Annotated in this window: 25 protein-coding genes; 9 read left to right on the forward strand and 16 right to left on the reverse strand. The window is 71.7% G+C overall.

Going from position 1 to position 25,949, the window contains the following annotated elements; all coding sequences use genetic code 11:
• The 3 genes from GVN67_RS02910 to GVN67_RS02920 all read right to left on the reverse strand — a co-directional run.
• Positions 1–390, reverse strand: a 390-nt coding sequence (locus tag GVN67_RS02910) for a DUF533 domain-containing protein (RefSeq protein WP_159992773.1), incomplete at its 3' end; no start/stop codon positions are given.
• A gap of 98 nt (positions 391–488) precedes the next feature.
• Positions 489–2,639, reverse strand: a complete 2,151-nt coding sequence (locus GVN67_RS02915) for a transglycosylase domain-containing protein (RefSeq protein ID WP_200845101.1) — start codon at positions 2,637–2,639, stop codon at positions 489–491.
• Between the two features lie 83 nt (positions 2,640–2,722).
• Entirely contained in the window at positions 2,723–3,325 is a 603-nt protein-coding gene (locus GVN67_RS02920; RefSeq protein WP_159992774.1) for a 2-hydroxychromene-2-carboxylate isomerase, read from the reverse strand.
• 99 nt (positions 3,326–3,424) lie between these two features.
• Between GVN67_RS02920 and GVN67_RS02925 the strand changes: the two genes are divergently transcribed.
• Positions 3,425–3,730, forward strand: a complete 306-nt coding sequence (locus GVN67_RS02925) for a putative quinol monooxygenase (RefSeq protein ID WP_159992775.1) — start codon at positions 3,425–3,427, stop codon at positions 3,728–3,730.
• 56 nt (positions 3,731–3,786) lie between these two features.
• Here GVN67_RS02925 and GVN67_RS02930 read toward each other — a convergent pair whose 3' ends face one another.
• Positions 3,787–4,206 carry a VOC family protein gene (locus tag GVN67_RS02930; protein WP_159992776.1) on the reverse strand — a complete coding sequence of 140 codons (420 nt, stop codon included), beginning with the start codon at positions 4,204–4,206 and terminating at the stop codon, positions 3,787–3,789.
• Between the two features lie 156 nt (positions 4,207–4,362).
• On the opposite strand from GVN67_RS02930, the gene GVN67_RS02935 reads away from it, so the two are divergent.
• The gene (locus GVN67_RS02935; protein ID WP_159992777.1) at positions 4,363–5,235 is read left to right on the forward strand and encodes an alpha/beta fold hydrolase; all 873 of its coding nucleotides are present in this window, start codon (positions 4,363–4,365) and stop codon (positions 5,233–5,235) included.
• A complete protein-coding gene (locus GVN67_RS02940; protein ID WP_159992778.1) occupies positions 5,232–5,810 on the forward strand; it encodes a DUF4893 domain-containing protein in 579 nt (192 codons plus the stop codon). Before GVN67_RS02935 ends, GVN67_RS02940 begins: the two co-directional genes overlap by 4 nt.
• 3 nt (positions 5,811–5,813) lie before the next feature.
• Here GVN67_RS02940 and GVN67_RS02945 read toward each other — a convergent pair whose 3' ends face one another.
• On the reverse strand, positions 5,814–7,046 hold the full coding sequence (locus GVN67_RS02945) for a diguanylate cyclase (protein ID WP_159992779.1): 1,233 nt from the start codon (positions 7,044–7,046) through the stop codon (positions 5,814–5,816).
• Positions 7,047–7,471: 425 nt separating this feature from the next.
• Here GVN67_RS02945 and GVN67_RS02950 point away from each other — a divergent pair, with 425 nt between their 5' ends.
• On the forward strand, positions 7,472–7,933 hold the full coding sequence (locus GVN67_RS02950; protein ID WP_159992780.1) for a DUF4126 family protein: 462 nt from the start codon (positions 7,472–7,474) through the stop codon (positions 7,931–7,933).
• A complete protein-coding gene (locus tag GVN67_RS02955) occupies positions 7,930–9,282 on the forward strand; it encodes an FAD-containing oxidoreductase (RefSeq protein WP_159992781.1) in 1,353 nt (450 codons plus the stop codon). The genes GVN67_RS02950 and GVN67_RS02955 overlap by 4 nt, the downstream gene beginning before the upstream one ends.
• A gap of 64 nt (positions 9,283–9,346) precedes the next feature.
• Here GVN67_RS02955 and GVN67_RS02960 read toward each other — a convergent pair whose 3' ends face one another.
• Entirely contained in the window at positions 9,347–10,576 is a 1,230-nt protein-coding gene (locus GVN67_RS02960; RefSeq protein WP_159992782.1) for a CaiB/BaiF CoA-transferase family protein, read from the reverse strand.
• Positions 10,577–10,671: 95 nt separating this feature from the next.
• On the opposite strand from GVN67_RS02960, the gene GVN67_RS02965 reads away from it, so the two are divergent.
• On the forward strand, positions 10,672–11,361 hold the full coding sequence (locus GVN67_RS02965) for a GntR family transcriptional regulator (RefSeq protein WP_159992783.1): 690 nt from the start codon (positions 10,672–10,674) through the stop codon (positions 11,359–11,361).
• Positions 11,362–11,575: 214 nt separating this feature from the next.
• Here the strand turns inward: GVN67_RS02965 and GVN67_RS02970 are convergent, their stop codons facing one another.
• The 4 genes from GVN67_RS02970 to GVN67_RS02985 are packed head-to-tail and all read right to left on the reverse strand — an operon-like array spanning position 11,576 to position 15,607.
• Positions 11,576–12,889, reverse strand: coding sequence for a M20 family metallopeptidase (locus GVN67_RS02970; protein ID WP_159992784.1), 1,314 nt, complete (start codon positions 12,887–12,889; stop codon positions 11,576–11,578).
• Positions 12,886–13,653 (reverse strand): N-formylglutamate amidohydrolase, encoded by a 768-nt coding sequence (locus GVN67_RS02975; RefSeq protein ID WP_159992785.1) that lies wholly within the window; start codon positions 13,651–13,653, stop codon positions 12,886–12,888. The genes GVN67_RS02970 and GVN67_RS02975 overlap by 4 nt, the downstream gene beginning before the upstream one ends.
• Positions 13,653–14,969 (reverse strand): glutamine synthetase family protein, encoded by a 1,317-nt coding sequence (locus tag GVN67_RS02980; protein WP_159992786.1) that lies wholly within the window; start codon positions 14,967–14,969, stop codon positions 13,653–13,655. The genes GVN67_RS02975 and GVN67_RS02980 overlap by 1 nt, the downstream gene beginning before the upstream one ends.
• Before the next feature lie 11 nt (positions 14,970–14,980).
• On the reverse strand, positions 14,981–15,607 hold the full coding sequence (locus GVN67_RS02985; protein WP_159992787.1) for an isochorismatase family cysteine hydrolase: 627 nt from the start codon (positions 15,605–15,607) through the stop codon (positions 14,981–14,983).
• Positions 15,608–15,742: 135 nt separating this feature from the next.
• Between GVN67_RS02985 and GVN67_RS02990 the strand changes: the two genes are divergently transcribed.
• Complete coding sequence (locus tag GVN67_RS02990) at positions 15,743–17,314, forward strand: ABC transporter substrate-binding protein (protein ID WP_159992788.1); 1,572 nt, start codon at positions 15,743–15,745, stop codon at positions 17,312–17,314.
• Here the strand turns inward: GVN67_RS02990 and GVN67_RS02995 are convergent.
• The 5 genes from GVN67_RS02995 to GVN67_RS03015 form a co-directional block, all read right to left on the reverse strand.
• Positions 17,311–18,177, reverse strand: a complete 867-nt coding sequence (locus GVN67_RS02995) for a MurR/RpiR family transcriptional regulator (RefSeq protein ID WP_159992789.1) — start codon at positions 18,175–18,177, stop codon at positions 17,311–17,313. The genes GVN67_RS02990 and GVN67_RS02995 overlap by 4 nt on opposite strands.
• Before the next feature lie 60 nt (positions 18,178–18,237).
• Positions 18,238–19,188: an aldo/keto reductase gene (locus GVN67_RS03000; RefSeq protein ID WP_159992790.1), complete on the reverse strand. Its 951-nt coding sequence runs from the start codon at positions 19,186–19,188 to the stop codon at positions 18,238–18,240.
• An 87-nt stretch (positions 19,189–19,275) separates the two neighbouring features.
• Positions 19,276–19,578, reverse strand: a complete 303-nt coding sequence (locus GVN67_RS03005; RefSeq protein ID WP_159992791.1) for a hypothetical protein — start codon at positions 19,576–19,578, stop codon at positions 19,276–19,278.
• A 114-nt stretch (positions 19,579–19,692) separates the two neighbouring features.
• Positions 19,693–20,889 carry a mannonate dehydratase gene (uxuA, locus tag GVN67_RS03010; RefSeq protein WP_159992792.1) on the reverse strand — a complete coding sequence of 399 codons (1,197 nt, stop codon included), beginning with the start codon at positions 20,887–20,889 and terminating at the stop codon, positions 19,693–19,695.
• A 27-nt stretch (positions 20,890–20,916) separates the two neighbouring features.
• Positions 20,917–22,398, reverse strand: coding sequence for a mannitol dehydrogenase family protein (locus tag GVN67_RS03015; protein WP_159992793.1), 1,482 nt, complete (start codon positions 22,396–22,398; stop codon positions 20,917–20,919).
• Positions 22,399–22,633: 235 nt separating this feature from the next.
• Between GVN67_RS03015 and GVN67_RS03020 the strand changes: the two genes are divergently transcribed.
• On the forward strand, positions 22,634–23,341 hold the full coding sequence (locus GVN67_RS03020) for a GntR family transcriptional regulator (RefSeq protein ID WP_235034915.1): 708 nt from the start codon (positions 22,634–22,636) through the stop codon (positions 23,339–23,341).
• Positions 23,342–23,414: 73 nt separating this feature from the next.
• Here the strand turns inward: GVN67_RS03020 and GVN67_RS03025 are convergent, their stop codons facing one another.
• The gene (locus GVN67_RS03025) at positions 23,415–24,452 is read right to left on the reverse strand and encodes an L-idonate 5-dehydrogenase (protein ID WP_159992794.1); all 1,038 of its coding nucleotides are present in this window, start codon (positions 24,450–24,452) and stop codon (positions 23,415–23,417) included.
• Between the two features lie 88 nt (positions 24,453–24,540).
• Here GVN67_RS03025 and GVN67_RS03030 point away from each other — a divergent pair, with 88 nt between their 5' ends.
• On the forward strand, positions 24,541–25,923 hold the full coding sequence (locus GVN67_RS03030; RefSeq protein WP_159992795.1) for an MFS transporter: 1,383 nt from the start codon (positions 24,541–24,543) through the stop codon (positions 25,921–25,923).
• The last annotated feature ends 26 nt before the right edge of the window (positions 25,924–25,949 follow it).

Genomic DNA, 25,949 nt, shown 5'->3' on the forward strand with positions numbered 1-25,949 from the left:
TTCCTGGGGGGCGGCGACCGGGGCCTGGGCGTGGGCCTTGCCCTGCTGCCAGTTCTCATAGGCGCGCGACGCCAGCGCGCCGAGCATCGCGGCGCCGCCATGGCTCAGCGCGCCGCCGAGCTTGCCCTTCTTCTTGCCGCCGACCAGCAGGCCCAGGAGGCTGCCCGCGGCGCCCCCCACCGCCAGGCTGCCGACGCCGCCCTGGCCGCCGAGGGCGCGCTTCGCCGCCTCCGCCATGCCGCTGCCGGAGGCGCCGGCGGGGTTCAGCCAGGGCGAGGCGGCGGGGGAAGCCCCGGCGCCGCCGCCCGAGAATTTCTCCAGCGCCGCCGCGGCCCCGCCGGGGCCGAGGAAGCGGTCGAGCAGATGCTTGGCATTGATCATGGACGACATGTCGGAAGCCTTCTGCCCGGCCACAAGATGGACTTTTTGTCATTCGCGGGACTTTCCGGTCCCGCGACTGCAATGCGCGGCCCCGGCCTCGCGTTGCCTCAGCCGCCATTCTCCCAGACGCCCAGGCGCTGGCGCCGGGCTGCGGCCTCGGCGCGCTTGAGCTCGCCGGCGGCCTCGGCGGTGGCGCGGCCGCCGCCATTGGACAGCACCAGCTCCGACAGGTCGCGGCCCTCGATGCGGCAGCGCCAGGTCGCGTCGCTCCCCGCCAGGCACTGCGCCGTCCGCCCGGCGATCCATTGCGTCATGGCGGGCAGGAAGTCGCCGCTGGCGCCGACCACGCCGGACAGCCGCAGCAGCCTGCCGCCGATCACCAGCGTGCCGGTATCGACCAGGCCGGGGATGCCCTCGATCCGCTCGGCCGGGGTGGCGGCGGCCTCCGGCGGCGCGGTCGCGGCCGAGGGCGCGGCAGCGGTGCGCAGCTTGTCGGCCTCGGCCATGAAGTCGTGCCAGATGGCGGCCGGCAGCCCGCCGCCGGAGACATCGGCCATCGGGCTGTTGTCGTCATTGCCGACCCAGACACCGACCACGGCATCCGCCGTCAGGCCGATGAACCAGGCGTCGCGGCTGTCCTGGGTGGTGCCGGTCTTGCCGGCGACCGGCCGGTCCAGCCGGGCGGCGCGGCCGGTGCCGTCGCGGACGGTGGCCAGCATCATGTCCAGCATGCCCTGCTGCACCGCGGCCGGGATCGGCGGCGTGCCCTCGCGCGGGGTGGGGCGGGTGTAGAGGGCGCGGTCGCGGGCGCGCACCTCCTGGATCAGCCAGGGTTCGACGCGCTGGCCGAAGCCGACGCTGCCATAGGCGGCGGTCATCTCCACCAGGGTGGCGCCGCTGGTGCCCAGCGCCATGCTGGGGTTGAGCCCGATCTCGCCAGTGACACCCAGGCGATGCGCCATGGCGGCGACCTGCGGCCGGCCGGCGGCCTCCTGCAGCTGCACGGCCACCGTGTTGATCGAATGCGCAAAGGCGTCGCGCAGGGTGACCGGGCCGCGGAACCTGCCATTGGCATTGCCGGGCGACCAGTCGCCGATGGTCACCGGCTGGTCCTGCACCACCTGGTCGGGGCGGAAGCCGGCCTCGAGCGCCGCGGCATAGACGAACAGCTTGAACAGCGAGCCGGGCTGGCGCCGGGCCTGGGTGATGCGGCTGAACTGGCTGGCGGCATAGTCGCGCCCGCCGACCGCCGCCAGCACCGCGCCATCCGGGCTGAGCGCCAGCAGCGCCGCCTGGCCGGCCTTCAGCCGCGCGCCGTCGCGGCCGAGCCGGGTGGCGATGACCCGCTCGGCCAGGTCCTGCAGCCGGGGGTCGAGGGTGGTGCGCACCATCAGGTCGACCGCCGCGGGACCGACCAGGCGCCGCGCCTCCGCCTCGGCCCAATCGGCGAAATAGCCGCGGCCGGGCAGCATCTCGGGCGGGGCCTGCAGGGCGATGCGCTCGGCCCGCGCCGCGGCGACGGCCTCGGGGGTGGCGGCGCCGGTCTCCTGCAGCGCGCCCAGCACCAGCCCGGCGCGGGCCTCGGCGCCCTCGCGGTTGCGGATCGGCGACAGCGCCGAGGGGGCGCGCAGCAGCCCGGCCAGCATGGCGGCCTCGGCCAGCGAGATCTCGCCGGCGGGCTTGCCGAAGTAGCGCCGCGCGGCGGCGTCCGCCCCGACCGCGCCGGCGCCGAAATAGGCCGCGTTCATGTAGCGGGCGAGGATTTCTTCCTTGGGCAGCTGCCGCTCCAGCCAGACCGACAGCAGCGCCTCCTGCACCTTGCGGGTCAGGCTGCGCTCCTGGCTCAGCCAGCTCATGCGGGCCAGCTGCTGGGTGATGGTGCTGGCACCCTCCGGCCGGCGGTCGCCGCTGGCGTTGCGCCAGGCGGCGCGGGCGATGCCGCGCAGGTCGATGCCGCCATGCGCCATGAAGCGGCGGTCCTCGATCGCCATCACCGCATTGGCCAGCGGCTGCGGCAGGCGCGCGGCCTGCACCGGGTCGCCGCGCAGGGTGCCGCGGGCGGCGAAGCCGACGCCGTCGCGCGCCTCCAGCACCAGCGAGGCGGGGGCGCCGGCGGCCATCACCACCGGCGGCACCGGGATGCGCAGCAGCGCCCAGCCGAGAAAGCCCAAGGCCACGACGCCCGTACCGGCGCCGAGCGCCAGCAAGGGCCAGGGGCGCAGCACCGACCGTGCCGCCGCCCCGATACGCTGCTTCATCGCCAAGTGAGAAAACCCCCGCAGCCCGGAACTATGGCTGCGTCAACGCTCGGGGGTGCCGGTGGGTTTCGCGCCGCAGCAGGTCAGCGGGCCAGCGCCGCCTCCAGGAAGTCCAGCCGGTCCTGGCCCCAGAAGATCTCGTCGTCCAGCACGTAGCTCGGCGCGCCGAAGACGCCGCGGGCCAGCGCCGCGGCGCTGTCGGCGGCGCGGCGCCCGGCCCAGCCAGGGTCCTCGGCCAGCGACAGCAGCGCCCCGGCATCCAGGCCCAGGCCGCGCGCCAGCTCGGCCAGCACCGCGGCCTCGCCGGTGTCGCGCTGGTCCTGCCACAGCGCCTTCAGGATGGCATGCGCCAGGGCGACGGCCGGGGCCTGGCCCAGCGTCTCCCGCACGGCGATGACCAGATGCGCCGGCAGCGCCTCCCGCGCCGGGAAGAATGCCGGCTCGAGCTGGATCGGCACGCCCAGCCGGTCGCGCCAGCGGCGCAGCTCCATCATCCGGTAGGCCTGGCGCTGCGCCGAGCGCTTCGGCAGCGGCAGCCCGCCGGAGCCGGCGAAGATGGTGCCGAAATCGACCGGGAAGATGTTCAGCGTGGCGCCGTGGCGGGCGACCATCGCCTCCAGCCGGGCGGCGCCCAGATGCGTCCAGGGCGAGTTCAGCGAGACATAGTAGTCGATGCTCTTCGGCATGGCGTTCCTCCGCGTCGCCGCAGTCTGGACAGGCGGCCGGCTTGGCACAAGCCGGGGGGCGGCCTAGCCTTCGCGGGTCCAGGGAAGGAAGCCCGTGCCATGATCCATGTCATTGCCATCATCACCGCCAAGCCCGGCCAGCGCGCCGCGGTGCTGCGCGAGTTCCGCGCCAACATGCCCGCCGTGCTGGCCGAGGATGGCTGCATCGAATACGGCCCGGCGGTCGATGCCGCCGGCCTCGGCAATGCGCAGTTCGGCGAGGACAGCCTGGTCATCATCGAGAAATGGGCCAGCCCCGAGGCGCTGGCCGCCCATGCCGCCGCGCCGCATATGAAGGCCTATGGCGAGCGCACCAAGGAGCTGGTGGCCAGCCGCGCCATCCACGTCCTCAAGCCCGCCGATTAATTTTGCCGGTTTCCCGGCGCCGGTGGCGCCGGGAGGTTACGCCGGCGGCGGCGGGCTCAGGGCTCGCAGTCCTGCTCGGAGAAATTGACCATCCAGGGCGTGCCGAAGCGGTCGGTCAGCATGCCGAAGCGCTCGGCCCAGAAGGTCCGCTGCAGCGGCATGCCGACCTGGCCGCCGTCCGACAGGCCGGCGAAGACCCGCTCCGCCTCCGCCACCGAGCGCACCGCGATATTGATGGAGAAGCCCTGCTGCGGCTGGAAGCGGCCCGGCGGCGCGTCGGAGGCCATCAGCTGCAGCCCCTCCACCTCCAGGCAGGCATGCAGGATCTTGTCGCGCCATTCGGCCGGGACCTGGTCCTCGGCCGGGCTGCCGGCATGGCGCATCATCGCCAGGATGCGGCCGCCCAGCACCTGCGCATAGAGGGTGAAGGCGGCCTCGCAATCGCCGTCGAACAGCAGATAAGCGTTGATGCGCATGCGGATCTTCCTCCGGCCCGGCCAGCCCTGGCCCTGGAATGTTGATATCAACCTTATAGCCAGGGACCCGCCCGCGCGGGCGTGACAATCGCGTGGCCTCGACAGGGCGGGCGAAGCGCCGCAGGCTCGCGCGCTGCCAGAATGGAGTGCCGACCGATGCCCGACCCCCTGCCCTTCGGCCTGCCCGCCGGCCCGGCGCCCCGCCAGAAAGGCTTCCTGCAGCGGCCGGATTGCCGGATCTACTACGAGGTCACCGGCCAGGGCCCGGCCCTGGTCTTCGCGCATGGGCTGGGCGGCAACCACCTGTCCTGGTTCCACCAGGTCGCGGCCTTCGCCGACCGCTATGCCTGCATCAGCTTCAGCCATCGCGGCTTCTTCCCCTCCGACGCGCCGGCGGGCGGGCCGGACCCGGCGGATTTCGCCGGCGACCTGGCGGCGCTGCTGGCGCATCTGGGGGTCGAGGAGTTTGCCATCGTCGGCCAGTCGATGGGCGGCTGGACCGCGCTGGGCCATGCGCTGGCGGGCGGCGCCGGGCTGCGGGCCCTGGTGCTGGCGGCGACCAGCGGGCCGGTCGACCCGGCGCAAGGCGACGCCGCCGGGGCCTTTTCGTCCTGGCAGGCCAGCGCCAGCCGGGCCCAGGTCGCCGGCCGCGCCAAGGGCGTGCATCCGGCGCTCGGCGCCCGCGGCGCTGGCGAGCAGCCGGCGGCGCATTTCCTCTACCGCGCGCTCGATGAGCTCAGCGCCACCTTGGACAAGGAGGCGCTGCGCGGCCGGATGATGCGCGGCCGCGACCAGCCGGCCAGCCTGCTGGCCGGCATCGCCGTGCCGACGCTGTGGCTGACCGGGGCCGAGGACATCGTTTTTCCGTCGCCGGTCGCGCCGCTGCTGGCGGCGGCGATGCCGCGCGCCCGGCATGTCGACTTCGCCGAGACCGGGCATTCCGCCTATTTCGAGCGGCCCGCCGCCTTCAACGCCGCCCTCGCCGCCTTCCTGGCGGAGCATTTCCCCGGCGGCGAGGTGCTGCCTTGAGCCGGCTGGCGCTGCTCGGCGCGGTCGCCCTCGCCTGGGCGGTGACGCCGGCCCTCGCCGATGGCCGCTTCCCCACCGGGCTGACGCCGATCGACCAGGCCCGCCTCGCCCGTTTCGAGACCTCCCGCCAGGCGGCGGTGGGCATCGCCCGGACCGGCGGCGACCCGGCCGATATCGCGGTGCTGGACCAGGTGCTGCAGGGCGAGGTCGCGGCCCAGGCCCCGGCGGCGCTGGCCGGCGACTGGCGCTGCCGGCTGATCAAGCTGGGCGGCATCCTGCCGCTGACCATCTATGGCGATTTCCGCTGCCGCATCACCGACGATGCCGCGGGCCTGCGCATCCAGAAGATCTCCGGCTCGCAGCGGCTGGCGGGGACGCTGTTCGACACCGGCAGCGCCCGGCTGGGCTATGCCGGGGCGGGCGTGGCCGGTGCCGGCCAGCCGCCGCGCTACGGCGCCGAGCAGGAGAGCAACCAGGTCGGCTACCTGGTGCCGCTCGGCCCGCAGCGGCTGCGGCTGGAGATGCCGGCGCCGGCGCGCGAATCGGATTTCGACATCCTGGAGCTGCGGCGGTAGCGCTCAGCCGGCGCGCCGGGACAGGCTCGCCGCCGCCTCGGCCCGGCGAGGCTCCGGGGAACGCGGCTCGGGCGGCCGCAGCGCAGCCTGGGCGGCGGCCAGCTGGCTGGCCATCCAGGCGCGGTTGCGGCCGGCGGCCTTGGCGGCATAGAGGGCGTGGTCGGCGGCCGCCACCAGCGCCTCGCCGCGGCCGGACAGCAGCGCCGGCGGCAGCGCGGCGGTGCCGATGCTGACCGTCACCCGGCCCTGCGGGCTGCCGGCATGCGGGATTGCCAGCTCGCGCATGCGGGCATGGATCAGCTCGGCGACGACCATGCCACCCTCCTCCTCGGCGCGCGGCAGCAGCACGGCGAATTCCTCGCCGCCATAGCGCACGGCGATGTCGCCGGGGCGGCGCGCCGCGGCCTGGATGGCGCCGGCGATGGCGCGCAGGCAGTCATCGCCCGCCTGGTGGCCATAGACGTCGTTGAAGGCCTTGAAGTGGTCGACATCGATCATCAGCAGCGCCAGCGGCATGTCGTCGCGCTGGCCGAGCTCGGTCTCGCGGGCCAGCGCCACGTCGAATTGCCGGCGGTTGCCGATGCCGGTCAGCCCGTCGAGCAGCGCGAGCTCCCGCAGCCGGGTGACCGAGCGGTGCTGCGTGCGCTCCTTCGACAGGGCCAGGAACATGAAGGCCATGCCGAGGGTGTGCAGCAGCGCCTCCAGCATCATCGCCAGCATGATCTCACGGTCGGTCAGCCAGGTGGTCTCGGTCATCAGCAGCAGGCCGAGGGCGCGCAGCAGGTAGAAGCCGGCATGCAGCACCAGCAGCAGGATGGCGCCCTGGCGGCTGCGGCCGGGCATGGCGTCGAGGCGCGACAGCTCCCAGGCGGTGGCCAGGGTGTAGAGGGCGCCGGTGACGCAGGCCAGGAACAGCAGCGCCTGCGGGCTGCCGCGGCCGATCAGCAGCGAGGCGGCCAGCCACAGCGCCGGCCCGGCCAGGATCAGCCAGGGCATCGGCCGCCGCCCGCCGAACAGCCGCGCCGCCGTCCAGGAACAGGCGGTGCCGACCAGGATGGTGATATTGCCGGCGCGGTGCGCGGTCTCGCCCTGGGTCGTTTCGAGGGCGAGAAGCGAGATGCCGGCGGCGCCCAGCAGCATGGCCAGGCCCCAGAGGGCGACGGCGCCCGAATCCGTGTCGCGGCCGCGGGCCATCACCAGCACGAGGCCGGAGAAGGCGATGACAATCGCGGTCACGATGAACAAAGTCGGGATATGCAGCGCGGAAAGTACCATCAAATAATCTCGAACGCCCTCAAGGGTGGCGACTGCTGATCCTCCGCACCGCGGAGAATAGACAGGGCGCCTTGGCTGCGGTGCAGGATTGCCCGGAGCATAAGCGTAACCTGATGCATCGCGTGAAGGCTGCGCGGCTTCACTAAACAAGCTGGTGAGGGAAAGGCCCGCAAACGCAACTTATTGGCCGATTTTCGGCACGGGATACCGCTGTCAAACCGCTTGGCCGCGCTTAAGTCTTTGCACGGAAGGAAAATATCAAGCGTGGCCGTTGAGCGCGCTCTATCGCACCGCACAAGACGCGCGCGGAAAGTTGAAACGGCAGCGAATCATCGTTGCGGTGGCGGTGCCGGCGGCGGAGACTTCCGCCTCCCTCGGAGGCCGCCATGACCCTGATGCTGCTCGCCTTGCTGGCAGGCGTGATCGCCGGACTGCGCAGCCTGATGCCGCTGGCCGCCCTGGCCTGGGCGGTGAAGCTGGGCTGGCTCGGGCTCGAGGGGTGGCTGGGCTGGCTGGGCGCCACGCCGGTGGCCTGGCTGCTGACGGCGCTGGCCCTGGCCGAGCTGGTCACCGACAAGCTGCCGACCACGCCCAGCCGCAAGGTGCCGGTGCAATTCGGCGGTCGGATCTTTTCCGGCGCGCTCTGCGGCCTGGCGCTGGGCACGGCTTCCGGTGCCCCGGTGATGGCGGCGGTGCTGGGCGGGGCCGGCGCGGTGATCGGCACGCTGGGGGGCGCGGCGGCGCGCGGGCGGCTGGCGGCGCGGCTCGGGCGCGACCGGCCGGCGGCGCTGGTCGAGGATGGCTGCGCCCTGCTGCTGACCGCGCTGCTGCTGGCGCGGCTGGCATGACGGCGTTCGACGCCATCGTGGTGGGGGCGGGCCAGGCCGGGCCGTCGCTCGCCGTGCGGCTGGCCGAGGCCGGGCAGCGCGTCGCCCTGGTCGAGCGCAGCCTGTTGGGCGGCACCTGCGTCAATCGCGGCTGCATGCCGACCAAGGCGCTGGTGGCCAGCGCGCGGGCCGCCCATGTGGCGCGGCGGGCGGCGGATTGGGGGGTTTCCGTGGGTGGCGCGGTGACGGCCGAGATGCCGCGCATCACCGCCCGGGCGCAGAAGGTGGCGAGCGACGCCCGCGGCAACCTGGCCCGCTGGCTGGAGGGCGTCGAGGGGCTGCGGCTGGTGCAGGGGCATGCGCGCTTCACCGCGCCCTTCACGCTGCAGGTCGGGCAGGAGGTGCTGACGGCGCCGCGCATCTTTCTCAATGTCGGCGCGCGGGCGGTGGTGCCGGAGGGGTTCGAGGGCGTCCCGTATTTGACCAGCAGCAGCATCCTGCAGATCACGCATCTGCCGCGGCATCTGCTGATCCTGGGCGGCAGCTATATCGGGCTGGAATTCGCCCAGGCCTATCGCCGCTTCGGCGCGGAGGTCACGGTGCTGGAACGCGGCGCCAAGCTGCTGCCGCGCGAGGATGACGACATTTCCGCCGCGATCCGGGCGATCCTGGAGAGCGAGGGCATCGCTGTTCATTGCAACGCCGGCGCGGTGCGCGGCTCGGCCGATGCGGGGGGCGTCACGCTGGGCTTCGGCGAGGGGCAGAGCGTCAGCGGGTCCGACCTGCTGGTGGCCACGGGGCGGCAGCCGAACACGGATGAGCTCGGGCTGGCCCTGGCCGGGATCGCGGTGGATGCGCGGGGCTATGTGACCGTGGACGACCGGCTGCAGACCAGTGTCGAAGGGGTCTATGCGCTGGGCGACTGCAATGGGCGCGGCGCCTTCACCCACACGGCCTATAACGACTTCGAGATCGTCGCCGCCAATCTGCTGGATGGCGAGGACCGGCGGGTCAGCCAGCGGGTTTCCGGCTATGCGCTGTATATCGATCCGCCCTTGGGGCGGGTCGGCATGACCGAGGCGGCGGCCCGTGCGGCGGGGCTGGATGTGCAGGTGTCGACGCGGCCGATGTCACGGGTCGGGCGAGCGGTGGAGCGGGGCGAGACGGCGGGCCTGATGAAGGTGGTGGCCGAGCGCGGCTCGGGCCGCATCCTGGGCGCCGCGATCCTGGGCATCGAGGGCGACGAGGCGATCCATGGCTTGCTGGACGCCATGCATGCCGGGGTGCCGCAGCAGGTGCTGCGCTGGGCCGTGCCGATCCACCCGACGGTGTCGGAGCTGATCCCGACGCTGTTGCAGGGTCTGCGCTGATCTTTCTGACGAAAATAGAAGGGGGTGTGGGGGGATACCTCCCCCCACGCTTCCTTACTTCTTTTTAAACGACGTTCTTGTTCTTCAGCTCGGCGATCTCCGCCTCGCTGAATCCCACCCCCTTCAGGATGGCGTCGGTATGCTCGCCGATGGCCGGCGGGTGGCTGACGACGGCGCTCGGCGTGCGCGACAGCTGCACCGGCTGGCCGACATACTGCACCGGCTTGCCGTCGCGCTCGAGGGTGCGGGCGATGCCGAGATGCTTCGACTGCACGTCCTCGAAGGCCTGGTCGATGGCGTTGATCGGGCCGCAGGGCACGCCGGCCTCGTTCAGCGCCTCGACCCAGTCGGCGCTGGTGCGGGTCGCGGTGACGGCGGCGATCTCGGCGTTCAGCGTGTCGCGGTTCTTGCTGCGGGCGCTGCCGGTCGCGTAGTCCGGGTTGGCCAGCCAGTCCTTGCGGCCCAGCACCTCGGCGCTGCGTTCCCAGATGCGCTGGCCGCTGGCCGCGATGTTGATATGGCCGTCGCTGGTCGGGAAGACGCCGGTCGGGATGCTGGTCGGGTGGTTGTTGCCGGCCTGCTTCGGCACGTCGCCGGCCATCAGCCAGCGGGCGGCCTGGAAGTCCAGCATGAAGAGCTGCGCCTCGAGCAGGCTGGTGTGCACCCACTGGCCGCGGCCGCTCTTCTGCCGCTCGAGCAGCGCGATCATGATGCCCTGGGAGCAGAAGATGCCGGCGCAGAGGTCGGCGATGGGGATGCCGACGCGCACCGGGCCCTGGCCGGGCAGGCCGGTGATCGACATCAGCCCGCCCATCCCTTGCGCGATCTGGTCGAAGCCCGGGCGCTTGGCATAGGGCCCGTCCTGGCCGAAGCCGGAGATCGAGGCCAGGATGATGCCGGGGTTCACCTTCTCCAGCGCCGCGTAGTTGATGCCGAGGCGGTCCTTCACGTCTGGGCGGAAATTCTCCACCACCACGTCGGCCTTCTCGACCAGGCGCAGGAAGAGCTTGAGGCCCTCCGGATCCTTCAGGTTCAGCGTCATGCCCCGCTTGTTGCGGTGCAGGTTCTGGAAGTCCGGCCCGTCGCGCGGGCCGCCCATCGGGTCGCCGGCGTCCAGCCCCTCGGGCATCTCGATCTTGATGACCTCGGCGCCCCAGTCGGCCAGCTGGCGGACACAGGTGGGGCCGGAGCGGACCCGGGTGAGGTCGAGGACGGTGATGCCGGCCAGGGCGCTGGACGCGCGGGGGGCGGCATCCGTCTCCGGGGCCAGGGTGGCGAAGGGGCTGTCATTCATTGGGGGCGGTCCTCCTGCTCGGGGGAATCGCTAGCATGTTTCGACAGCAGTGCAAACTGTTGACGATCGACAATCCCGTGTTTCATCCTGGGGCCATGCCCCCCGACCAGCCTCCCGACCTTCCCGCCGAGCTGCTGCTGCTGCGCACCCGGTCGCTGACCTCGGTGGCGGCGCAGGAGATCGAGCGGCTGATCGTCAGCGGCACCCTGCCCGCCGGCAGCCGGCTGAACGAGCAGGCGCTGGCCGCGCGCCTCGGCATCAGCCGCGGCCCGGTGCGGGAGGCGGTGCGCGGGCTGGAGCGGCAGGGGCTGGTGGTCACGGTGGTGAACCAGGGAAGCTATGTGCGCAGCATCAGCGCCGAGGAGGCGATGGAGCTCTACGACCTGCGCGCCCTGCTGACCGGCCAGGCCTGCGAGCGGCTGGCAGCCGAGCCCCCGCCCGAGACGGCGCCGCGGCTGGAGGGGCTGGTGGCGCGGATGGAGCGGGCGGCCGATGCCGATGACGCGCCCGGCTACTACGCGCTGAACCTGGACTTCCACGCGGCGCTGCTGGAGCTGGGCAGCGGGCCGCGGGCGCAGCGGATCTATGCCGACCTCGGCAACGAGCTGAACCTGTTCCGCCGCCGCGCTTTGGTGCAGCCGGAGAAGATGCGCGAGAGCAATGCCGAGCATGCCGCCATCCTGGCGGCGATCCGCGCCGGCGACCCGGTGGCGGCGCGGGCGGCGGCGGAGGCGCATGTGCAGGGCGGCAAGCGCCGCTTCGCCGCCAGCCATACCCCCTTGTGAGACGGTTTTGCCGGCCCCATGTCGATGGGGTCCGAAACCAACTGAAAGGAGGTGATCCAGTGTCTCATTGCTCGACGTCGGCGTCCGTTGCCGATCGCTGGGTCGCTGGCCTCTCCACGAGGCCTGCGCGCTGAACGACAGCAGCCGGCACGGCGACTGACGCCAGCCGACGACAATGCGGGGCGCCGGGCTTTCTCAGCCCGGCGCCCTTTTCTTATGCGGCGACGCCGCAGTGGCGCAGGATGGCCACAGCGATGTCCTGTGCGGCCTCGGTGACGCTGGCGGTCTCGACATATTCGTCGGGGCCGTGGGCGCTGTAGCCGGCCGGGCCATAGACCACGCCCGGGATGCCCTGGGCGGCGTAATGCGCCGCATCGGTGACGCCGAGCATGCCCTCCAGCCGGACATCCCTGCCCGCCCCCTGCCGCGCCGCGACGAGGGCCGCGATCAACGGATGGTCCTCGGGCGTGTTGACGGGCGGGAAATGCAGGCCGTGCAGGTCCCAGAGGATTTCGGGCGGGTGCCCGGCCAGCCAGGGGTCGGTGGCGGCGAAGCGGGCGATGGCGGCCTCGAAGGTGCTTCGGACCTCGGCCGGGTCTTCCTGCGGCAGGAACTTCAGGTCGAAATCGATGACGCAGGTGTCGGGGACGATGCCGGGGTTGTTCAGCACGTTGGGCAGGCCGTCCGGCCCCAGGCCGACGCCGGCGACCATGACGCCGGGGCTGATGGTGTTCATCCCGGCGGGGAGATGCGGGAATTTCTTGTCGCGCCCCCATTGGGCTTCCAGCGCCTGGACGGCGGCGAGCAGCCTGGCCCCGAGCTCCAGCGCGTTGACGCTGCGCACCGGGACCAGGGCGGCGGCCTCCGACGGGTAGATCGAGGCAAAGCGGCGCGAGGAATGGCCGTTGCGGCCGCGCACCACCACCCGCACCCAGTCCAGCCCACCGGCCCAGGGGCGGATGCTGCCGGCGGTGCTCTCGGCGACCAGCACAGCCGTTGGCGCGGGTTTTTTGCGCGCGGCCAGCATGGCGCCGAAGCCGCCGGCTTCCTCGTCGACCACGGCGTGGAATTCCAGCCGGCCTTCGAGGGTGATTCCCAGGCGATGCAGCGCGCGGCAGGCGGCAAGGCAGGCGGCCAGCCCGGCCTTCATGTCGCCGGAGCCGCGGCCATACATTTTTCCGTCGGCCACCTCGGCGCCGAAGGGGTCGCGGGTCCAGGCGGCGCGGTCGCCCACCGGGACCACATCGACATGGCCGCAGAGCGCCAGGCTCTTCTCCGATGTCCCCGGCAGGGAGGCGATCAGGTTGGGGCGGTCCGGGAAGGGATATTCGCGCGTCGTCGTGAAGCCCAGCGCCGTCAGCTCGGCTTCCAGCAAGTCCTGGACAGCGGTTTCGTCGTTCAGCCCGGGGGCGCGCTCGAACTTCGGATTGACGCTGGGGATGCGCACCAGCCGGGCCAGCAGGTCCAGCGTGGCCGGCGCATCCTCGGCGACGGCCGCGCGCAGGCGGGCTTCGAGCGCAGCGCTCATGCCGGCACCGCCGCGGCCATGGCCTGGCGCAGCAGCGGCGCCAGGCGGTCGGCCCAGAGGGTGACGGCAGCCTCATCGGCCAGCAGGTCCTGGCGGATCTCGATCAGCAGCGCCGGCACGCCGCGGGCATCGCCATGGACGGGCACGGTGTAATCCTCGGTGATCTCGATCTGGTAGGGCTGGTTGTCGCCGGTCTCGATGCCCTGGGCGCGCAGGCCCTCGATCAGCGGACGGGCGAGGCCGGTGGCGCGATCATAGAGAAACCCCGCCTCCCAAATGCGGGGGACGCCGCGATAGATGGGCGTGAAGCTATGGACGCCGATGACGCAGGTCGGGCGGCCGGCGGATTTGCGCGCGTCCAGCTCGGCGGTCACCGCCTCGGCAAACGGGAAGAAAAGTTCCTGCTCGCGGGCGGCGCGGTCCTCGGCGGTGAGGCCGAGATTGCCCGGGATGGTCGTGTCCTCGCTGCGCTCCGGGATGCTGGAGGGCGTCCCCGGCGGGCGGTTGCAGTCGATCACCAGCCGCGAATAGCCCGTCGCGATCAGCATGGCGTCCAGCCGCGCCGACAGCGCCTGGGCCAGCAGCAGCGCGCCGGGGTCCCAGCCGATATGGCGGTCGATCTCGCCGGGCGGCAGGCCGAGGTCGCCCAGCGATTCCGGCAGTCGGTTGCTGGCATGCTCGCAAAGCAGCAGGCAGGGTGAGGCGCCGCCGCGATTGTGCCAGGTCACCGCCGGCGGCTCGCCGGGGCCGAGCAGCCGCGGCATCAATAGACGGCCCGGTAGCGGGCGCAGAGATCTTCCGGCGACAGGCCTTCGACCAGCGCCATTTCCTTGCGCTTCACCGCCAGCAGGCACTTGCGGAGGTTCTCGGGCAGGGCGGCGGTCAGCAGCGGATCGGCCTCGAAGGCGGCCAGCGCGGCGGGCAGGTCGGCCGGCAGGCGGCGGACATTGAGCGAAGCCAGCTCGGCTTCCGGCAGTTCCGAAGGATCAGAATTGACCAGCGGCGGCTGCGCCAGGCCCTCGCGCAGGCCCGAGAGGCCGGCCAGCACCAGCCCGGCCAGCGCCAGATAGGGGTTGGCGGTGGCATCCGTGGCGCGGAACTCGACATTCATCTGCTTCGCCGGATCGGCGCCGGGCATGGTGACCACGGGGCAGATGCGCAGCCCGGCCTCGCGGTTGCGCTCGCCCAGGCAGGCATAGGCGGCCGACCAGTGATGCGGCTGCAGGCGCAGATAGGAAATCGGGCTGGGCGCGGTCAGCGCCAGCAGCGCCGGCATGTGGCGAACGATGCCGGCGCAGAAACGGCCGGCGGCTTCCGACAGGGCGCCGGGGCGCGTCTCGTCGCGCATCGCCGGGCGGCCGCCGGCATCGCGCAGGCTCAGATGGATATGCACGCCATTGCCGACGCCGTCGGGCGCGGTCTTGGGGGCGAAGCTGGCGCGCCAGCCGCGCTCGGCGGCCAGCTCCTGCACCAGCAGGCGCAGCGCCACGGCGCGGTCGGCGGCGGTCAGCGGATCGGCCGGGCGCAGCGTCACCTCGAACTGGTCCTGGCCGTATTCCGGCAGGAACATTTCGGGCTCCAGGCCCGCCTGCTCCATCAGCGCCAGCAGACGCGGGCCGAAAGGATCGGCGCGGCGCATGGCGGCCAGCGAAAAGGCCGGCGCCGCGGGCCAGTCGGCGCCGAGGATCTGGAATTCATGCTCGAAGCTGGAGAGCAGGGAGAACCCCGTCTCCTGCTGCAAGGTCTGCAGCGCCCGCTTCAGCAGGCTGCGCGGGCAGCACTCCCAGGGCTTGCCGTCCAGCGTCGCGATATCCGACAAGAAGAAATGCAGCGGCGAGGCGCCGATCCCCTCCAGCCGCAGCCGCGTCGCCGGGTCGGGCAGCAGCCGCAGGTCGCCGGCGGAGCCCCAGGGGTTGTCCTCGGCGATGATGTCGAAGGGCGTCAGCGCCATGTTGGCCGGCACCCAGCCGGTGCCGCGGGCCAGATAGCCCTCCAGCGCGCCGACCGGAAAGCTGCGGCCGCGGGTGATGGCCACCAGGTCGGTGGTCAGGCAGGTGGCCAGCTCCGGCATCGTGGTCATGTCCGTTTCCCTCAGGCGCGCAGGGCTTCGAGGCGGGCGACGACGGTGTCGGTGTCGGTCTCCCAGCAATAGCCGGCGAAGGCCGACAGCGCCGCCGCGTCGCGCTCGGGCGTGTAGGTGGCGCAGGCATCGGTCACCAGCGTCACCAGATAGCCACGATCGGCCGCGTCGCGCACCGCCATGTCGACGCATTGGTCGGTGACCACGCCGGCGACGATCAGCATGCGCGTGCCCAGGTTGCGCAGCACATAATCGATATTGGTCGAGTTGAAGACGCCCGACGAGGTCTTCGGCAGGATGATCTCGTCCTCGATCGGGGCGAGCGCGTCGATGACCCGGCCCTCCGGCGCGCCCTTCGGCACATGCATGTCGGACAGCTTGTGGTCCAGCGAGCGGTCGCGGCCGTGGCGGGTCAGGCTTTCGATGATGGTATGCAGCACGTCGACGCCCGCCGCGCGCGCCGCCGCCAGCAGCCGCTGCTGGTTCGGCACCACCAGCCGGTCCAGCCGGTCGTGGTAATAGTCGCCGCCGTCGTGCTCCGCGGTCCGCTCACACCAGATCTTCTGCATGTCGACCAACAGGAGAGAAATTTCGCCGGCGGCGTAGGGGGCGTCTCGGCGGGTGGGCTGGCTGGGCATGCGTCGGTCCCTGGCTGCGCGGTCTGTCGATTCCATTACAGACTTCATGATGGCGGGTGAAGATGAAATATCATTGACAGCGCGCGCCAGGGGCGATGTGCTGCCGTCTCCCCTCCCCGCGCGGAAGCCAGGCCCATGCAGCGTCGCTCCTTCATCGCCCTCGGCGCCGCCACCCTGGCCGCGCCCCGCCTGGCCGCGGCGCAGAGCAGCCGGGCGCTGCGCTTCATCCCGCATGCCGACCTGGCGGTGACCGACCCGACGCTGTCGGCGGCCTATGTCACCCGCAACCACGCCTATCTGGTCTACGACACGCTGTTCGGCCAGGACGCGGCGCTGAACCCGCAGCCGCAGATGCTGGAAGGTTTTTCGACCGAGGAGGAGGGCCGCCGCTGGACCCTGACCCTGCGCGAGGGGCTGCTGTTCCATGACGGCACGCCGGTGCTGGCGCGGGACTGCGTCGCCTCGATCCGCCGCTGGGGGGCGCGGGACGATATGGGCCGGGCGCTGCTGGCGGTGACCGACGAGCTGACGGCACCGGATGACCGCCGCATCGTCTTCCGGCTGAAGCGCCCCTACCCGCTGCTGCCCTTCGCATTGGGAAAAACCCCCGGCCTGATCTGCGCCATGATGCCCGAGCGCCTGGCGCAAACCCCCGCCGACCAGGCGCTGAAAGAAATCATCGGCAGCGGCCCGTTCCGCTTCCTGCCCGACGAGCGGGTCGCTGGCGACCGCGTCGCCTATGCCCGCTTCGAGGCCTATCGCCCGCGCCCCGCCGGCACCGCCGAGGGCACCGCCGGTCCCAAGATCGCCCATGTCGACCGCGTCGAATGGAAGGTGATCGCCGATGCCGCGACCGCCGCCGCCGCGCTGCGCACCGGCGAGGTCGACTGGTGGGAGTTGCCGAGCAACGACATGCTGCCCCTGCTCCGCCGCGGCAATACCCTGGAGGTCGCGGTGCTGGATGCCACCGGCTATATGGGCGCGCTGCGAGTCAACCACCTGCACGGACCCACCGCCAACCCGGCGATCCGCCGCGCCATGCTGGCCGCGATCAGCCAGCGCGACGTGGTCATGGCCATGGCCGGCACGGATGCTTCGTTGTGGCGCGACGGGGTTGGGTTCTTCTGTCCCGGCACGGCGATGGCCAATGACGAGGGTATTGCGGCGCTGCAGGGCGATCCGGCAACTGCCAAAAAAATGCTCGAGGCCGCCGGCTATCGCGGCGAGACGCTGCTGTTGATGTCGCCGGGCGACCTGCAGCTGAACAACGCTGCCACCACCGTCGTCGGCGACGCGCTGCGCCGCGCCGGCATGGCGGTGGACGAGGTGACCATGGACTGGGGCACCTTGCTGCAGCGGCGCAACAAGCGCGAGCCGCTCGCCCAGGGCGGCTGGAGCGCCTATGTCGCGCTGAACACCGGCGCCGACCTGGCCAGTCCCGCCGTCCACCCGACGCTGCGCGGCGACGGCAGGAGCGGCCTCTATGGCTGGTGCGACAGCCCGGCGCTGGAGACCGCGCGCGACGCCTGGCTGGCGGCGCCCGATCTGGCGACCCAGCAGGCCGCCGCCCGCCGCCTCCAGGCCCAGGCTTTTTCCGATTTGCCCTATCTGCCCCTTGGCCAGATCGCCCAGCTGACCGCGCATCGCGCCGAGCTGACCGGGATGCTGCAGGGCGTGCCGGTGTTCTGGAACCTCAGGCGCGGCTAGTCGAGCGTCACCCGGTTGCCGGCGCGCAGCTCCTCCAGCGCGCGCAGCCGCCGCTCGGTCTCCGGGCTGCGCGCCTGCAGCAGGCAGGCCAGCAGCGCCTCCACCTGGGCCAGCGCCGGCACCATGGTGTCATAGGCCGAGCCGGCGGCGACGGGGGCGGTGAAGACCAGCGTCGCGATCTCGGCCAGCGGCGAGCGCCAAGGGTCGGTGAACAGCAGCAGCCGGGCGCCACGCGCCTGGGCCTGGCGGGCGAAATCGACCACGTCGGCCTGGTAGCGGCGGTAGTCGAAGACCACCAGCACATCCTGCCGGCCGAGATCGACCAGCGCATCCACCAGCTCCGCCGCCGTGCCCTGCAGATGCCGCGTGCCCGGCCGCAGCTGCACCAGGTGCTCCTGCAGGATGCCCGCCAGGAAGCGGCTGAACCGCCCGCCCAGGAGAGAAATCCGCAGCCGCCGATCGGCCAGCAGCGCGGCGGCGCGGTCGTAGGAGGGCGCCAGCTCGCGCTGCCGGGTCTCGGTCAGCGCCACCTCGAGCGAGGCGAGATAGGCCTCGGCGCTGCCCTCGGCCGCCGGCGCGCGGCTGTCCAGCATCATCAGCGGCGAGCGCAGCCGCTCCTCGACCTCGTCGAGCAGGGCGCGCTGGAACTCGGCGAAGCCGTCGAAGCCGAGCTTGGCCACCAGCCGCACCACCGTCGGGTCGCTGACCCCGGCACGCCGCGCCAGCGCCGCCACGGTGCCGAGGCCCGCCGTCGGATGGTCGGCGAGCAGCGCCTCGGCCACCCGCGCCTCGGCCGGCGTCAGATCGGCCTGGCGGGCGCGCAGCAGCGTCGGGATGCGGGAGGGCGGCGGCGGCTCGGACATGGCGCCAAAGCAGCATCCGCGGCGGGCCGGCGCAAGGCCCGCCGCGGGGTGGACGAGGCGTCAGGCGCTGGCGGTGTCGAGCTCGGCGATGTCGGCGGCCGACAGCGACAGCCGCGCCGACTTGGCCAGGCTGGCCAGCTGCGGCAGGCTGGTGGCGCTGGCGATCGGCGCGGTGACGCCCTCGCGCGCGATCAGCCAGGCCAGCGCGACCTCGGCGGAGGTGGCCGCGACCCGGCCGGCCACCGCGTCCAGCGCCGCCAGGATCTTCTCGCCGCGCGGGTTGAGGTACTTCTCCATCCCCCCGCCGCGCTTGCTCTTCGAGAAGTCCGCGGCCGAGCGGTACTTGCCGGAGAGGAAGCCCGAGGCCAGGCTGTAATAGGTGATGACGCCCAGCCCCTCGCGGATGGCGAGGTCGCGCAGCGGCCCGTCGAAGCTGCCGCGGTCATAGAGGTTGTAATGCGGCTGCAGCGTCTCGTAGCGCGGCAGTTTCTTGTCGGATGCCACCTTGAGGGATTCCTCGAGCTGGGCGGCGTCGAGGTTCGAGCAGCCGATCGAGCGCACCTTGCCGGATTGCAGCAGCCCCTCATAGGCGCGCATCGTCTCCTCGTAGCCGGTGCGCGGATCGGGCCAATGCGACTGGTACAGGTCGATGACATCGGTCTGCAGCCGGCGCAGCGAATCTTCCACCGCGCGGACGATCCAGCCGGCCGAGAGGTCGCGATGCCCCTGCCCCATGTCGGAGCCGACCTTGGTCAGGATCAGCACCTGCTCGCGCTTGCCGGGATTCTGCTTCAGCCAGTTGCCGATGATGGTCTCCGACTCGCCGCCCTTGTTGCCGGGCGCCCAGGCGGAATAGACATCGGCGGTGTCGATGGCGTTGAAGCCGGCATCGACGAAGCCATCCAGCAGGTCGAAGCTGGTCTTCTCGTCGATGGTCCAGCCGAAGACATTGCCGCCGAAGACAAGCGGCGCGATGTCGAGGCCGGTGCGGCCCAGCGGTCGCTTCTGCATCAGGTCATTCCCTGGTTCGGTGCCCGCGGCGCGGGCGCTGTCGGCGGCCATCCTGCGCGCCATTTCGGCGGCTGCAAAGTCAGGGTGTCACCGATGGTAGCCGTCGTAATCGTCTTCCTCGGCCGGCTCTTCCGGCGGGCGGCGCGGGCGGCAGATCCACCACAGCAGCAGCCAGGCGACCAGCGCCGGCACGGCGAAGCCGATGGCGCGCTCCTGCCACTGGTCGAGAAAGCCGCGATCGGCCTGGGTCACGCTGAACCAGGTATTGGCCAGCACCATGGCGCCCCAGAGCAGGATGAAGACGCGCAGGGCCTGCACCGGGCTGCCCGACATCCTACCGACCAGGGCAACCACCCCGAGCAGCACGATCCCGCCCATCACCGTCAGCATGGCCCTGCCGTCACGCCTGCACACCCCGCCTGCCGCTGGCGCGCGGCCGACCATGACGCCGTCGCGGCGTGCGGGGGATGCCGGGGCGGCGCGCGAAGGCGCCGCCTCAGCGCGTCAGAGCGGCAGGCCTTTCACCGAGGCCAACGCCGTCATCACCCCGCGCAGCTCCGCCAGGCCGCGCATGCGGCCGATGGCGGGATAGCCCGGGAAGGTCGGCTTGCCAACATCGTCGAGCAATTCGTGACCGTGATCCGGGCGGAAGGGAATGCGCCAATCGGCCTGCCCTGCCTCCTTGCGGCGCTTCTGTTCCGTCAGCAGCGCCTCGACCACGGCGACCATGTCGACATCGCCGCCCAGGTGGTTGGCCTCCATGAAGGACCCGTCCGGCTCCTTCAGCACATTGCGCAGATGCACGAACTTGATGCGCGGGCCGAAGCGGCGGGCGATCGCGGCGACGTCATTGCCGACACCGGCGCCGAGCGAGCCGCTGCACAGCGTCAGCCCATTGGCCGGGCTGTCGACCATGGCCAGCAGGTCGGCGATGTCCTGCTCGTTGGAGACGATGCGCGGCAGGCCGAAAAGCGGGCGCGGCGGATCGTCGGGATGCATGCACATGGCGATGCCGACCTCCTCCGCCGTCGGGATGATCTCGTCCAGGAAGCGCTTCAGGTTGCGCTTCAGGTCGGCCGCGGTCATCTCGCCATAGTGCGCGAGGATGCCGCGCAGGCCTGGAATGTCGTAGCGGTCGAAGGCGCCGGGCAGCCCCGCCATGATCGAGTTGAGCAGCGTCTCCTTCTGCGCCGGGGTGGCGCCGTCGACCCAGGCCTTGGCGCGGGCCAGCAGCTCGGACGCCACGCCCTCGGCGGCGCCGGGGCGCTCCAGCATGAAGACGTCGAAGCCGACATATTCATGCGCGTTGAAGCGCAGCGCATTGCCGCCGCCGACCAGCGGATGCCGCAGCTCGGTGCGGGTCCAGTCCAGCACCGGCATGAAGTTGTAGCAGATCACCTTGACGCCGCAGGCGGCGAGGTTGCGCAGCGACTGTCGATAATTGTCGAAAAGCGTCGCGCAATCCGCATCGCCGCGCCGGATCTTCTCGTGCACGGGAAGGCTTTCGACCACGCTCCAGCGCAGGCCGAGTGATTCGTCGGCGGCGAGCAGCGCCTTGCGCTTCTCGATCTCGTCCACCGTCCAGACCACGCCATAGGGGATCTGGTGCAGCGAGGTGACGATGCCGCGCGCGCCGGTCTGCCGGATATGGTTCAGCTTCACCGCGTCGTCGGGGCCGAACCAGCGCCAGGTTTCTTCCATGGGTTTCTCTCCTCCTGCCCGTGCTTGTCAGATGGCGGCGGCGGCGGCGCGGGCGCCGTGCCGCAGCAGATGGCGATAGGCCGCGGTCACCGCCGCGACGAAAGCCGGCAGGCCGGCCAAGTCGTCGCCGAAGATCTTTGTCAGTCGCAGCAAGGCGGCGATGCGGGCGGCGGGATCGTCGCCGGCCGCCTGCAGCGTGGCGCGCAGCTCGGCGGCCATCGGGTCGCGCACATCGATGGCGGCGCCCGCCTCATCGACGCCGCCGGCATAGCGGGCCCAGGCGGCGATGGCCAAGGCCAAAGCCGGGATCGGCAGGCCGGCGGCCAGCCTTTCCCGCGCCGTGGCCAGCAGCCGCTGCGGCAGCTTCTGCGACCCGTCCATGGCGATCTGCCAGGTGCGATGGCGGATCGCCGGATTGGCGAAGCGCTGCAGCAGCGCGTCGGTATAGCCGGCAAGGTCCTGGCCCGGCGGCGGCGGCACCATCGGCCGCACCTCCGCCCAGAAGCGCTGCAGATAGTCGCGCAGCGCCGGGTCCTGCACCGCCTCGACGATGGTCTTGTGCCCGGCAAGATAGCCGAGATAGGCCAGCGCCGAATGCGCCCCGTTCAGCAGCCGCAGCTTCATATGCTCGAAGGGCGCGACATCCTGCGTCAGCTGCGCGCCGGCGGCTTCCCAGGCCGGACGGCCGAGCGGGCCGAACCGGTCCTCGATGACCCATTGGCGGAAGGGCTCGTGGCCGACAGGGGCTTCGTCGGCGAAGCCCGTGGCGGCGAGCGCCGCGGCATGATCGGCCTCGGCGAGCGCGGGGACGATGCGGTCGACCATGGTCGAGGGGAAGCAGACCTCGCGCGCCACCCAATCGGCGAGATCGCTGTCCTGCACCCGGCAGAAATCCTGCACCAGCCCGGCCAGCAGCGCGCCGTTATGCGGCAGGTTGTCGCAGCACAGCACGGTGAAGGGCGCGATGCCCGCCGCGCGCCGCGCCTGCAGCGCCCGCGCCAGGAAGCCCACCGCGCTGCGCGGCGCCGCCGGGTTCGCCAGGTCATGCGCGATATCGGGATGATCCAGCCGCAGCCGCCCGCTGGCCGGGTCATGGCCATAGCCCTTCTCGGTCACCGTCAGGCTGACGATGTGCGTGCCGGCATCGGCCAGCCGCGCCAGCACCGCCGCCGGATCCTCGGGCGCCACCAGCACGCCGAGCAGGCTGCCGACGATGCGCGCCCGCTCGCCCACGGGGCCGCGTTCCAGCGTGGTGTAGAGCCCGTCCTGCGGTGCCAGCCGGTCGCGCTGGTCGGGCCGCTGCAACGAGACGCCGACGATGCCCCAGTCGCCGCCCTGCCGGTTCAGCACGTCTTCGGTGTAGAGCGCGCCATGCGCGCGGAAGAAGGCGCCGAGGCCGAGATGGACGATCGCCGGGCGCAGCGCCGCGCGGTCATAGCCCGGCCGCGCCACCTCGGGCGGCGGCGGGGCGGCCGCCAGGCGGGCGGCGGAGAGACGCGGCGCGGTCATGCGGCGCGCCCGGCGGTGACGGGCATGCTGGCTTCCTCCGGCTTTCTTTCTGACATACTAGTAGTCCGAGACTCAGAGTCAAGCCTCGACGGCGCCGTGCCGGATTGGCCGCACCGGCGGGCTCGGCTAACAGGAAGGTCATCCAAGCCTCGCCGCCAGGCGTGCTCTTCGGTATAGTAGTATGCTTGCGACCCTGCCCGGTCGCCGCAACCATATGTGGGGGACTGAACGAACAATGGCGCCGCTGCAGGTCCTGGAATCCTTCAGCCGGATGGACCATTCCGGCCCGGTCGGGCTGAACATCGCGCGCTTCCTGCGCGACGCCATCATCCGCAACCAGCTGCAGCCCGGCCAGGCCCTGCCCGAGGCCGAGCTGGCGCAGATCATGGGCGTCAGCCGCCAGCCGGTGCGCGACGCGCTGATCCGCCTGTCGGAAAGCGGGCTGCTGCGCATCCTGCCGCAGCGCGGCACGCTGGTCACCCGCATCTCGGTGCGCGCGGTGGAAGGCGGGCGCTTCGTCCGCCAGGCGGTGGAGCGCGCCATCATCCGCCAGGCCGCCAGCGCGGTGACCGAGGCGGATCTTCGCGCCATGCGCCGCAACATCGACGAGCAGGAGGAAACGCTGGAGCGCGGCGACCATGCCGCCTTCCTGGCGCTGGACGACGCGCTGCACCAGGCCTTCGCCCGCTGCATGGGGCAGGAGACGGCCTGGGACGCGCTGGCCGAGGTGAAGCTGCAGATGGACCGCGTGCGCTATCTGAGCGTGCCGACGCATGCGACGCCGGGGCCGGTGCTGCTGCGCCAGCACCGCGCCATCGTCGCCGGCCTGGCCGCGCATGACCCGGATGCGGCGGAAGCCGCCATGGCCGAGCACCTGTCCGAGGTTCTCTCCTCACTGCCGCAGCTGGCGGCGCGCTTCCCGTCGCATTTCGACGCGAGCTGAGGCGCGCGGCGCGACATCGAAGGTCGCGCCGCCGGATCAGCGCCGCCATGCGAAGGCGGCAGCCCGAAAAGAATCAGAACTCGATGACCACCTTGAGGTTCTGCGCGCGGTCGCGGGCGGCGGCGAAGGCGGCGCTGGCCTGGTCCATCGGGAACTTCGCCGTCAGCAGCGGGCGGATATCGATCAGCCGCTTCTCCAGGCAGGTGACCGCATCGCCGAAGACCTCGCCGAAGCGGAAGGCGCCGCGCAGGTCGATCTCGCGCGCCATGATGCGGTTGGCCATGACCGGCGTCTCGCCGCCGGGCAGCGAGCCCACTTGCACCACGATGCCGCCGGCCCGCACCGCCATCAGCCCGGCATTCAGCCCGGCCGAGGCGCCGGAGGCCTCGAAGACCACGTCATAGCCGCCGATCGCCGCCGCCGCGTCCTGCAGCGCCGCGGTGCCCCCGGCGACGTTGAAGCTGGCATCGGCGCCCATGCCGCGCGCCGCGGCCAGCGGCGGGTCGATCATGTCGGTGATGGCCAGATGCGCTGCCCCGCCGCGGCGCGCCGCCAGCATGACCAGCTGGCCGATCGGCCCGGCGCCGGTCACCAGCACCTTCTGCCCCATCAGGTTGCCGGCGCGATGCGCGGCGTGCAGGGCGACCGACAGCGGCTCGGCCATCGCCATCTCGGCGAAGGGCAGCTCGGCGTCGACGGGGAAGCACTGGCCCTCGGCCACCGTGGTGTATTCGGCGAAACCGCCGTGCATATGAGGGAACTTGCTGGCGCTGCCCATGAAGAAGACGCGCTCGCACAGGTTCGGCCGGCCCTCGCGGCAGCGCGGGCAGCCGCCGCAGTTGCGCGCCGGATTGACGCAGACGCGCATACCGGGCGCCAGGCGCTGCACCGCCGAACCGACCTCGGCCACCTCGCCGGCGAATTCATGGCCGGGCACCAGCGGCTCGCGGATCACAAAGTCGCCGACGCGGCCATGGAAGAAATAATGCAGGTCGGAGCCGCAGATACCGCCGGCGCGGACCCTGATCCGCACCTCCTGCGGCGCCAGCGGCGGCACTTCGCGCGTTTCGATGCGCAGATCCTGGGCAGCGTGCAGGACGCAGGCTTGCATGGCTTTCCTCGCTTCATGGGCAGTCTGGACCGCGCCGGCCGGCTTGGGAAGCGCCGGGCAGGCCCCGTTGACATTCTACCATTCTAGCATGCATCTTCCGCCTCAACAGAGGAACCCCGGGCGATACCGGGGCCGGAAGGGAAATTGTCCAGCACAATCGCCGCCCGTCCCGGCCCTGCCCGCCGTTCCAGACAATGGATTGGGAGCAACGGGCGTGTGGAAAAAGCGTCGACACCTGGTGGTCTTCCTGCTTTTTTTGGCAGGCATCATCAATTACATGGATCGGAGCGCGCTATCCATTGCGGCTCCCGCGGTTTCCGCTGACCTGGGTCTGACGCCGAGCCAGATGGGGCTGATCTTCAGCAGCTTCTTCTTCGGCTATGCCATCTTCAACTTCATCGGCGGTTATCTGGCCGACCGGGCCGGGCCGCATCGGATCTTCTCCGCCTCGATGGGCGTCTGGTCGGTCTTCTGCGCGGCCACCGGCCTAGCCACCGGCTTCGTCTCGATGATGCTGATCCGCATCGGCTTCGGCGTCGGCGAGGGCCCCTTCTCGGCCACCGCCAACAAGGCGGTCAGCAACTGGTTCCCCCGGCGCGAGGCCGGCGGCGCCGTCGGCATCGCCAATGGCGGCACGCCGCTGGGCGGCGCCATCGCCGGGCCGCTGGTCGGCTTCTGCGTCGTGCAGTTTGGCTGGCGGTTTTCCTTCTTCGTCGTCGCCGCCATCGGGGTCGTCTGGCTGGTCTTCTGGATGTGGCTCGCCAGCAACGACCCGGCGACGGATCCGCGCGTCAGCGACGAGGAACGACGCGAGATCGCCGCCGACCGCCCGGCGCCGCTGGCGCAGGAGGGCGGCTCCGCTGGCGGGCTGACGCAGTATCTGCGCAACCCCGTCGTGCTGGCCACGGCCTTCGCCTTCTTCGGCTACAACTACATCCTGTTCTTCTTCCTGACCTGGTTCCCCAGCTACCTGACCATGGCGCGCGGCCTGTCGCTGCACGACATGAGCTTCGTCACCGTCATCCCCTGGCTGCTGGGCTGCATCGGCCTGATCGGCGGCGGCTTCCTGTCGGATGCCATCTACCGCCGCACCGGCGATGCGCTGTTCTCGCGCAAGATCGTGCTGAGCACATGCCTCGGCATCGCGGCTGTCGCCATCATCGTCGCCGGCTTCATGACCACGGCCACCAGCGCCGTCGCCCTGGTCGCCATCACCGTCTGCGCGCTGTACCTGACGGGCAGCATCTACTGGGCGATCGTGCAGGACACTGTGCCGGCCAACCATGTCGGCGGCGTGGGCGGCTTCATCCACGGCCTGGCCAATACCGCCGGCATCATCGGCCCTGCGGTCACCGGCTACATGGTGCAGACCACCGGCTCCTTCACCAGCGCCTTCATCCTGGCGGGTGGCATCGCGGTGCTCGGCGTCATCGCCGTGCTGATCTTCGTCCGGCCCGCCCGCGCGGCCTGACGGCTTGCATGGCGCGGCGCTTCCGG

This window comes from Roseomonas sp. 18066 (genome assembly GCF_902706185.1).
Lineage (GTDB): Bacteria > Pseudomonadota > Alphaproteobacteria > Acetobacterales > Acetobacteraceae > Pseudoroseomonas.

Bases quoted from the DNA above. Each gene is read 5' to 3' on its own strand.
- GVN67_RS02990 (WP_159992788.1), top strand. From the start codon at position 15,743: ATGCAGCGTCGCTCCTTCATCGCCCTCGGCGCCGCCACCCTGGCCGCG.
- GVN67_RS02965 (WP_159992783.1), top strand. From the start codon at position 10,672: ATGCCCCCCGACCAGCCTCCCGACCTTCCCGCCGAGCTGCTGCTGCTG.
- GVN67_RS03005 (WP_159992791.1), bottom strand. From the start codon at position 19,578: ATGCTGACGGTGATGGGCGGGATCGTGCTGCTCGGGGTGGTTGCCCTG.
- GVN67_RS02955 (WP_159992781.1), top strand. From the start codon at position 7,930: ATGACGGCGTTCGACGCCATCGTGGTGGGGGCGGGCCAGGCCGGGCCG.
- uxuA (WP_159992792.1), bottom strand. From the start codon at position 20,889: ATGGAAGAAACCTGGCGCTGGTTCGGCCCCGACGACGCGGTGAAGCTG.
- GVN67_RS03015 (WP_159992793.1), bottom strand. From the start codon at position 22,398: ATGACCGCGCCGCGTCTCTCCGCCGCCCGCCTGGCGGCCGCCCCGCCG.
- GVN67_RS02960 (WP_159992782.1), bottom strand. From the start codon at position 10,576: ATGAATGACAGCCCCTTCGCCACCCTGGCCCCGGAGACGGATGCCGCC.
- GVN67_RS02975 (WP_159992785.1), bottom strand. From the start codon at position 13,653: ATGCCGCGGCTGCTCGGCCCCGGCGAGCCGCCGGCGGTGACCTGGCAC.
- GVN67_RS02925 (WP_159992775.1), top strand. From the start codon at position 3,425: ATGATCCATGTCATTGCCATCATCACCGCCAAGCCCGGCCAGCGCGCC.
- GVN67_RS02950 (WP_159992780.1), top strand. From the start codon at position 7,472: ATGACCCTGATGCTGCTCGCCTTGCTGGCAGGCGTGATCGCCGGACTG.
- GVN67_RS03020 (WP_235034915.1), top strand. From the start codon at position 22,634: ATGGCGCCGCTGCAGGTCCTGGAATCCTTCAGCCGGATGGACCATTCC.
- GVN67_RS02985 (WP_159992787.1), bottom strand. From the start codon at position 15,607: ATGCCCAGCCAGCCCACCCGCCGAGACGCCCCCTACGCCGCCGGCGAA.
- GVN67_RS02980 (WP_159992786.1), bottom strand. From the start codon at position 14,969: ATGACCACGATGCCGGAGCTGGCCACCTGCCTGACCACCGACCTGGTG.
- GVN67_RS02995 (WP_159992789.1), bottom strand. From the start codon at position 18,177: ATGTCCGAGCCGCCGCCGCCCTCCCGCATCCCGACGCTGCTGCGCGCC.
- GVN67_RS03025 (WP_159992794.1), bottom strand. From the start codon at position 24,452: ATGCAAGCCTGCGTCCTGCACGCTGCCCAGGATCTGCGCATCGAAACG.
- GVN67_RS02930 (WP_159992776.1), bottom strand. From the start codon at position 4,206: ATGCGCATCAACGCTTATCTGCTGTTCGACGGCGATTGCGAGGCCGCC.
- GVN67_RS02970 (WP_159992784.1), bottom strand. From the start codon at position 12,889: ATGAGCGCTGCGCTCGAAGCCCGCCTGCGCGCGGCCGTCGCCGAGGAT.
- GVN67_RS02915 (WP_200845101.1), bottom strand. From the start codon at position 2,639: ATGAAGCAGCGTATCGGGGCGGCGGCACGGTCGGTGCTGCGCCCCTGG.
- GVN67_RS03000 (WP_159992790.1), bottom strand. From the start codon at position 19,188: ATGCAGAAGCGACCGCTGGGCCGCACCGGCCTCGACATCGCGCCGCTT.
- GVN67_RS02935 (WP_159992777.1), top strand. From the start codon at position 4,363: ATGCCCGACCCCCTGCCCTTCGGCCTGCCCGCCGGCCCGGCGCCCCGC.
- GVN67_RS02920 (WP_159992774.1), bottom strand. From the start codon at position 3,325: ATGCCGAAGAGCATCGACTACTATGTCTCGCTGAACTCGCCCTGGACG.
- GVN67_RS03030 (WP_159992795.1), top strand. From the start codon at position 24,541: ATGCATCTTCCGCCTCAACAGAGGAACCCCGGGCGATACCGGGGCCGG.